At 43.8% G+C, this 6,281-nt stretch carries 8 protein-coding genes; 4 read left to right on the top strand and 4 right to left on the bottom strand.

Going from position 1 to position 6,281, the window contains the following annotated elements:
• The 4 genes from F7C14_RS01710 to cbpB form a co-directional block, all read left to right on the top strand.
• Positions 1 to 1,565 (top strand): long-chain fatty acid--CoA ligase (locus tag F7C14_RS01710; RefSeq protein ID WP_290899260.1); only part of this gene is annotated, 1,565 nt, incomplete at its 5' end.
• Positions 1,555 to 2,742 (top strand): acyl-CoA dehydrogenase family protein, encoded by a 1,188-nt coding sequence (locus F7C14_RS01715; protein WP_290899264.1) that lies wholly within the window; start codon positions 1,555 to 1,557, stop codon positions 2,740 to 2,742. The genes F7C14_RS01710 and F7C14_RS01715, both read left to right, overlap by 11 nt.
• A gap of 55 nt (positions 2,743 to 2,797) precedes the next feature.
• Positions 2,798 to 2,875, top strand: coding sequence for a modified peptide precursor CbpA (gene cbpA, locus F7C14_RS11085; RefSeq protein WP_367114313.1), 78 nt, complete (start codon positions 2,798 to 2,800; stop codon positions 2,873 to 2,875).
• 16 nt (positions 2,876 to 2,891) lie between these two features.
• A complete protein-coding gene (gene cbpB, locus F7C14_RS01720) occupies positions 2,892 to 4,112 on the top strand; it encodes a peptide-modifying radical SAM enzyme CbpB (RefSeq protein WP_290899266.1) in 1,221 nt (406 codons plus the stop codon).
• On the opposite strand, the gene F7C14_RS01725 is transcribed toward cbpB, so the two are convergent.
• From F7C14_RS01725 to F7C14_RS01740, 4 genes are all read right to left on the bottom strand, one after another.
• On the bottom strand, positions 4,105 to 4,776 hold the full coding sequence (locus F7C14_RS01725) for a thioredoxin family protein (protein WP_290899269.1): 672 nt from the start codon (positions 4,774 to 4,776) through the stop codon (positions 4,105 to 4,107). The genes cbpB and F7C14_RS01725 overlap by 8 nt on opposite strands.
• A 384-nt stretch (positions 4,777 to 5,160) precedes the next feature.
• Entirely contained in the window at positions 5,161 to 5,376 is a 216-nt protein-coding gene (locus tag F7C14_RS01730; protein ID WP_290899271.1) for a type II toxin-antitoxin system VapC family toxin, read from the bottom strand.
• A gap of 150 nt (positions 5,377 to 5,526) precedes the next feature.
• Entirely contained in the window at positions 5,527 to 5,688 is a 162-nt protein-coding gene (locus F7C14_RS01735; RefSeq protein WP_367114314.1) for an antitoxin VapB family protein, read from the bottom strand.
• A gap of 162 nt (positions 5,689 to 5,850) precedes the next feature.
• A partial coding sequence (locus F7C14_RS01740; RefSeq protein WP_290899273.1) for a PIN domain-containing protein occupies positions 5,851 to 6,281 on the bottom strand: 431 nt, incomplete at its 5' end.

The following is a 6,281-nucleotide window of genomic DNA, read 5'->3' on the forward strand; positions in this document are numbered from 1 at the left end:
CGAAAAGCCTTGAGTATCCGGAGAGAAACCTCTTCGAGAATCTAAAGATTTCAGCTAAAAAGTTCCCAGAAAATTACGCCGTTGTTTACAAAGACATCCCTTACACTTACGAAAAGCTTCTTGAGCTTTCGAATAAATTCGCAAATTTTCTGCTTTCGTTCGGAATTAAAAAAGGTGACAGAGTGGCTTTGTACCTTCCGAATCTTCCTCAATTCGTCATAGCTTACTACGGAGCGTTAGCAGCTGGAGGAGTCGTTGTGGCTTGTAACGCTTTGTACAAGGAGAAAGAAGTACAGTACATTCTTTCCGACTCTCAAGCAAAGGTTGTTGTAACTCTCGACGATATGAGGGAAGTAGTTGAAAACGTTAGAGAAAGTACGGAAGTGGAAGAGATCATATCCACGAGCAGATCCGAGGCCCTCAACGGCTTTACTTCCGGGAAGTTTTCAGAGCTGCTCAAAGATCAGCCAGCAGAGGATCCGGGAGTAAAAATAAACCCAAAGGAGGACTTAGCCGTTTTGCAGTACACTGGAGGGACTACAGGCAAACCAAAGGGAGCAATGCTCACACACTATAACCTCCTTGTGATTCAAGTAATGGAGGCGCTGTGGTTCGAGTTCGAAGAGGGAAAGGAAGTTTCGATAATCTTTCTCCCCCTCTCCCACATCTACGGAATGAACTGGTGCATGAACACGATGATTTATACAGCCGGAACGATCGTTCTTATGGAGAGGTTCGAGCCAAAGGATGTTATTGAAAACGTGAACAAGTACAAGCCGACGATATTCTACGGAGTACCGACAATTTACATAGCTTTGCTCAACCATCCAGAAATAAGGAATGCCGATTTCTCAAAGATGAGGACATGCTTCAGCGCTGCAGCACCTCTTCCGCCGGAGGTTAGAAGGAGGTGGAAGGAGGTTACTAAAGCGGAAATCATAGAAGCTTGGGGGCTGACGGAAGCTTCACCCTGTCTAACATGCACACCACTCGGAATGAGCGGAGATCACTTGATAGGAGTTCCAATGCCAGACACGGTAGTCAAGGTGGTTGACCTCGACACGGGGAGAGAGCTACCACCGGGAGAGGTTGGAGAACTCGTAGCAAAGGGTCCGCAAATCATGAAAGGCTACTGGAACAAGCCTAAAGAGACCGAAGAGGCTTTAAAAGACGGTTGGCTTCGCACCGGCGATTTGGGATACATGGACGAAAACGGGTTATTCTATTACGTGGACAGGGTGAAGGACTTGATCAACGTCGCCGGTTACAAAGTCTGGCCCGATGAGGTTGAAAACGTTATTTACGAACATCCAGCAGTTTTGGAATGCGCCGTCGTTTCCTCTCCAGATGAAATCAAGGGAGAAGTTCCGAAAGCATTTATCGTTTTGAAGGAGGAATTTAAAGGGAAGGTTTCCGCTGAAGAGATAATGGAACATTGCAAAAGAAAGCTCGCTCCGTTTAAAGTCCCTAAAAAAGTTGAGTTCGTTGACGAGCTTCCCAAATCACCAGTAGGGAAAATATTGAGGAGAATTTTGAGGGAAAGGGAGTGGAAAAATGCTGGCTGAGGAAATACTTACAGAAGAGCAGAAGGAGATAAAAGAGGCTGCGAGGGAATTTGCCGAGAAGGAGTTTCCGAAGTATGCTGAGGAGTACGATAAAAGAGAAGAGTTTCCCTTCGAGCTCTGGAAGAAAGCTGCGAAGCTCGGATTTATCGGGTTGTTCTTTCCCGAAGAGTACGGTGGAGCTGGATACGGAATTACGGAATACTGCTTGGCAGTTGAAGAATTCTGGAGGGTAGATGCCGGATTGGGTTTGATTCTATCATCAACCTTCGGCTCGGAAATGATACTTCTCTTCGGAAGAGAAGATCAGAAGGAGAAGTACCTACCCCCTTTAGCTAAGGGTGAAGCAATAAGCTGCGCATGTTTCACAGAGCCCCAATCGGGAAGCGATTTGGCTGGAATAAAAACGACCGCCAGAGAGGAAAACAGCTACTTCGTCATAAACGGAAACAAGATATTCATTACAAACGGAAGTATAGCAGATTTCTACGTCGTTCTCGCAAGAACTGACAGAGGGGAGAAAAGACACCACGGTTTGAGCGTTTTCATCGTTGAAAGAGGTGCTGAAGGGCTCGAAGCGAAAAAGATGAGGGACAAACTTGGAATTAGAGCGAGCGACACAGCTGAAGTTTTCTTTAAAAACGTTAAAGTTCCAAAAGAAAATTTAGTTGGTGAGAGGGAGAAGGGGTTTTACCAAGCCGTGGAATTCTTCAACGTGACGAGAATTCACGTTGCTTTTCAGGCTGTAGGAATAGCCCAAGGGGCTTTTGAGCTCGCTTTAGAATATGCGAAAAATAGAGAACTCTTCGAAAGAAAGCTCGTTGACTTTCAGGTGACGAGAGAAAAGCTTGCGAAGATGAGAACTGAAATCGAGGCTGCAAGGCTTTTGGCTTACCAAGCAGCCTTATACTACGACAAAAACCGCAAGTCAGACCCAGGATTGACGGCTATGGCTAAGTACTACACAGCCAAAGTCGCTCAAAAAGTCGTAACAGAAGCTCTGCAGATTTTCGGTGGGCATGGTTTCGTCTCTTCAACAATTTCGAGGATGTACCGAGACGTGAGGGTTCTCGAAATATACGAAGGAACGAGGGAAGTCGAACTTGAGATCGTAGCTAACTCAATCTTAGGGAAGTACGGCTCAATTCTGAGCAGGGTTAGAAAGCATCCCTTGTTGTAATACGTACGTAATAAAAACGTTCCACTAAAATACTCTACAACTAATTTTATCCTCGATGAAGTCCTACAAACTTGAGTGCAAAGCGGAGGGAGGACTAACCCACTACGTCGTAAGCAAAAACTCTCCCTTTTAATTTTTGAGGTGATGAAATGAAGTTCTGGAAATTCGACGGAAAGAACTTCGTTTTAGATCCGGATTCCCTTTTCTGGGCTGTCTACGAAGAGGGAAAGGATTTTGAAAGTTTGAGGGAAAAGGTTGCTGAAGAGCTTCTCGCTAAGCTGAACGAGTTCAGGTTTACTGTGGACGTGAGAACGCTCTACCTCAACGTAATCGACGATTGCAATGCGAACTGTCCTTACTGCTACATTCCGAGAAGCAGAAGGAAGAAAAAGAGCGTTCTAAGCATTAAGCAGATAGAGGAGGCTCTCGAAAAATTCAACAACGTTGAGAACGTCATTTTCCACGGAGCCGAGCCGATCTTAGCGAGAGAGATTATTTTCGAGGTGGCTGAAACCTTCGATTTGGAATTCGGAATTCAAACGAACTGCATTGATGTTACTGAAAGGGATCTAAATTTCTTTGCTGAAAACGAATTTAACGTTGGCGTATCCTTAGACGCACCGAAAAAGGAGGTTAACGACGTTTTGAGAGGAAAAGGACACTTTGAAAAAGCTGTAGCAGCTCTAAAAATCCTATCAGATTACGATTGCTCGAGAATTGCTATTACTACGATTACAAAAATTAACGCTCCGTATCTTGCGGAAATGGTTGAATTCCTCTCGGATTACGTTAGCGTAGCCCTCATGAATCCCGTGAGAGGAACGACGGAAAAAGCGAGAGAACTAAGAGAGAATCCGATTAAGCTCGCCGAAGAGTATATTAAAGCCGTTGAAAGGTCCATAGAGCTTACGAAGGAGGGGAGGAGAATAGTGATAGGTGATTTCGCAAACGTCGTCCTTGGATTTATCGCACCAACTTCGAGGGTTCTGCAGTGCGACATCTCACCGTGCGGGGGAGGTAGACTCTTCGTCTGTCTCGCTCCTGACGGAGTTTATCCTTGCGGAGAATTTCTCGGATTTAACGAATTTAGAAAGAATGTTGAGAAAATTGATCCAAAAAACCCGTTTCCAGAGATGATTGAAAGAATCGTTGAGAAAATTCCAGAATGCGCTGACTGCTGGGCTAAGCATCTCTGCGGCTCACCCTGTCCGGCTGAGATATATTCGGAGAGTGGAAGCATGTTTAACAAGTCCTACTACTGCGAATTTTACAAAGCTTTGGCGGAACATGCTGCGAGGATAATAGCTATGGATGAAGAGAAATATTTAGTAAAAACTGAGAAAATGAAAGAAGTTTACTCTTTCAGCTGAGCTTAACGTCCTTTCCAGCATCAACGTCCTTGACGACTTTAAGCAAGTAGCTTTCCGGATAGGCTCCTATGAACTCCCCAACACTCCCTTTCTCTATATTCTTCACCACAGTATGAGGAACGCTCATGACGTTCCACTCATCAGCCTTTGCCGGAAACTCGTAGGATTCAACCATAACCCCGGTTATTTTCTCGCTAACCATCGCAAATTGATGGGCAAGTAAAACCGCTCTCGGACAGTAAGGACAGCTTGGAGTTACGTAAACTTCAATCAGAATTTCATTCTCAATACTCTGCAGCTCTTCAATCGTTGACTCGGATATTTCAAGGGTTTTTGTTGAAACATACATTATGTCCTTCACCAAGCTTGTGAATTCGTATCCCGAAGGAATCCCGAGGAACCTCACTCTCGTTCCAAGCTCTCCTTCTTCGTCCTGAACGACCACAACAGGAACTTCTTCTATTCCGTACTCTTCCCCACTTTCGGGAAAAACGAGTTCGATTTTGTCGGAGAGGGATGCTACTTCTTCAAGCAGTTCCTTAGTTTCCTTACAGTACTTGCAGTCCTCGCCCTTAACAAATCCGAGAACCTTTACTTTATCCTTTAAAATTTTCTCGAACTCCTTTCTGAGGTATTCTCTGTCTTCTTCCCTCAGCAACGGCATTTCGAACACCCACATTAAGCCGAAACGAGGAAATATATAACAGTGGTGGGGTTTTGATGGCGCATCCCTTTTCCAAGGAGGAAGTCTTCCTAAACAGCTTCGGCGAGCCAATAAAATCCGATTAATCGAAAATTTTGAACGAGCAAAGCTGTGGACGTTCAGCAAAGTAGTAGAGGGTCGGAGAATCAATAACAACTCCACACGGAAAGATTTAAAAGAGTTTTTAAAAGAGTTTAAAGCTGAATTCGATAAGCTACGTGATTTGAGATGGATTGTCTCCAGCTTGAATGAAAATTTAAATGGTTTTTCAGATTAGCCGAAAAAGACAAAGCTTTGACTAAAATTGTGGTATATAATTTCCGTAACTACCCGAAAAACAGCCGATTACTGTTTAATGATCGAGACTTCAAGACCGAAGTCACGCAAAACCTCGAAGTCTGAATCCATTGTAATTAGCTTCTCTTTATTGCTGAGACAGATTGCGCCGATATACAAGTCTTTCAAACTAATCATTCTCCCATCCTTTTTCAGCATCCTGTAGAGTTCCGCTGCCAAATCAGCTGATTTTCTGTCAAAGCTCAGACACTCCAAAGAACTCATGAGGTTTAGTTCTACTATTTTCGGCGCGCCAACTTTTATTTCGAACGATTATAGATGTGATGTAGAAGTAATCGTTCTCCACCAAGACTGTATTCAAAACTTCTCTGTTTCCTCTGGCTATTTCGATTATTACATTTGTATCGAGGACTGCTATCTTTCAAACTCCTTCTCGACTTCTTTGATTTTCTTCTTTGCCACCTCAGTTTCTTCCTCGCTTAGCACACCAAATATCTTTACGAGAATGTCCGAATTTCCCTTTCTCGCTTTTAAAAGCTTCTTTATGACCTCTGAAAAGCTCCTGTTTCCCTTAATCCGCTACAGTTATTGTTTTGACCATGGTAAACTGTGTGCATTCCACTTACATTAATTTTTTACACTCACTCTCTCGTCGAAATTAAGCTTTCTCAGAACGAGTTCTACACCTCCTTCAGATTCAAGAGCGGGCCTGCCTTACAAGTTGGAGTAAAACTGGTTTTAGGGAGTTGGAGGAACCAAATTATCTGGTAGAACATCGATTCCAGAAGAGAGAGCCTGTTTTCTCAGCTTTTCGTCAAATGTGGCAATGCTCATTCTGTTTCTTACTGCTGCTGAGAGAATCACCTTATCGTTGTATCTTGACAGACTCAAGTTTTCCTTAACCACGGTATCAAGTGCAGATAAAATGTCGTATTCTGTGCTTTCGAGCAACCTGGATTTGTGGTGATTTAGAATCTCCTCCACCTTGTAGAAGACATCTTCGGAGGAAATTTTAAGTGATTTCAACGCCCATACGTACTCGTGGATGACTATTACCGGAATGTACCACTGCTCAAGCTCATCGAGTAGCTTTCTTGCCTGCAAGTGGTAAATGCTGTCTTCAAAAGTGTCGTAGATGAGGACATTGGTATCTATGACCGCCTTCATAG

It is taken from the genome of Ferroglobus sp., from assembly GCF_015521575.1.
Classification (GTDB): Archaea; Halobacteriota; Archaeoglobi; order Archaeoglobales; family Archaeoglobaceae; genus Ferroglobus.

Coding starts and splice junctions, on each gene's coding strand:
- F7C14_RS01715 (WP_290899264.1), top strand. CDS start 1,555: ATGCTGGCTGAGGAAATACTTACAGAAGAGCAGAAGGAGATAAAAGAG.
- cbpA (WP_367114313.1), top strand. CDS start 2,798: ATGAAGTCCTACAAACTTGAGTGCAAAGCGGAGGGAGGACTAACCCAC.
- cbpB (WP_290899266.1), top strand. CDS start 2,892: ATGAAGTTCTGGAAATTCGACGGAAAGAACTTCGTTTTAGATCCGGAT.
- F7C14_RS01725 (WP_290899269.1), bottom strand. CDS start 4,776: ATGCCGTTGCTGAGGGAAGAAGACAGAGAATACCTCAGAAAGGAGTTC.
- F7C14_RS01730 (WP_290899271.1), bottom strand. CDS start 5,376: ATGAGTTCTTTGGAGTGTCTGAGCTTTGACAGAAAATCAGCTGATTTG.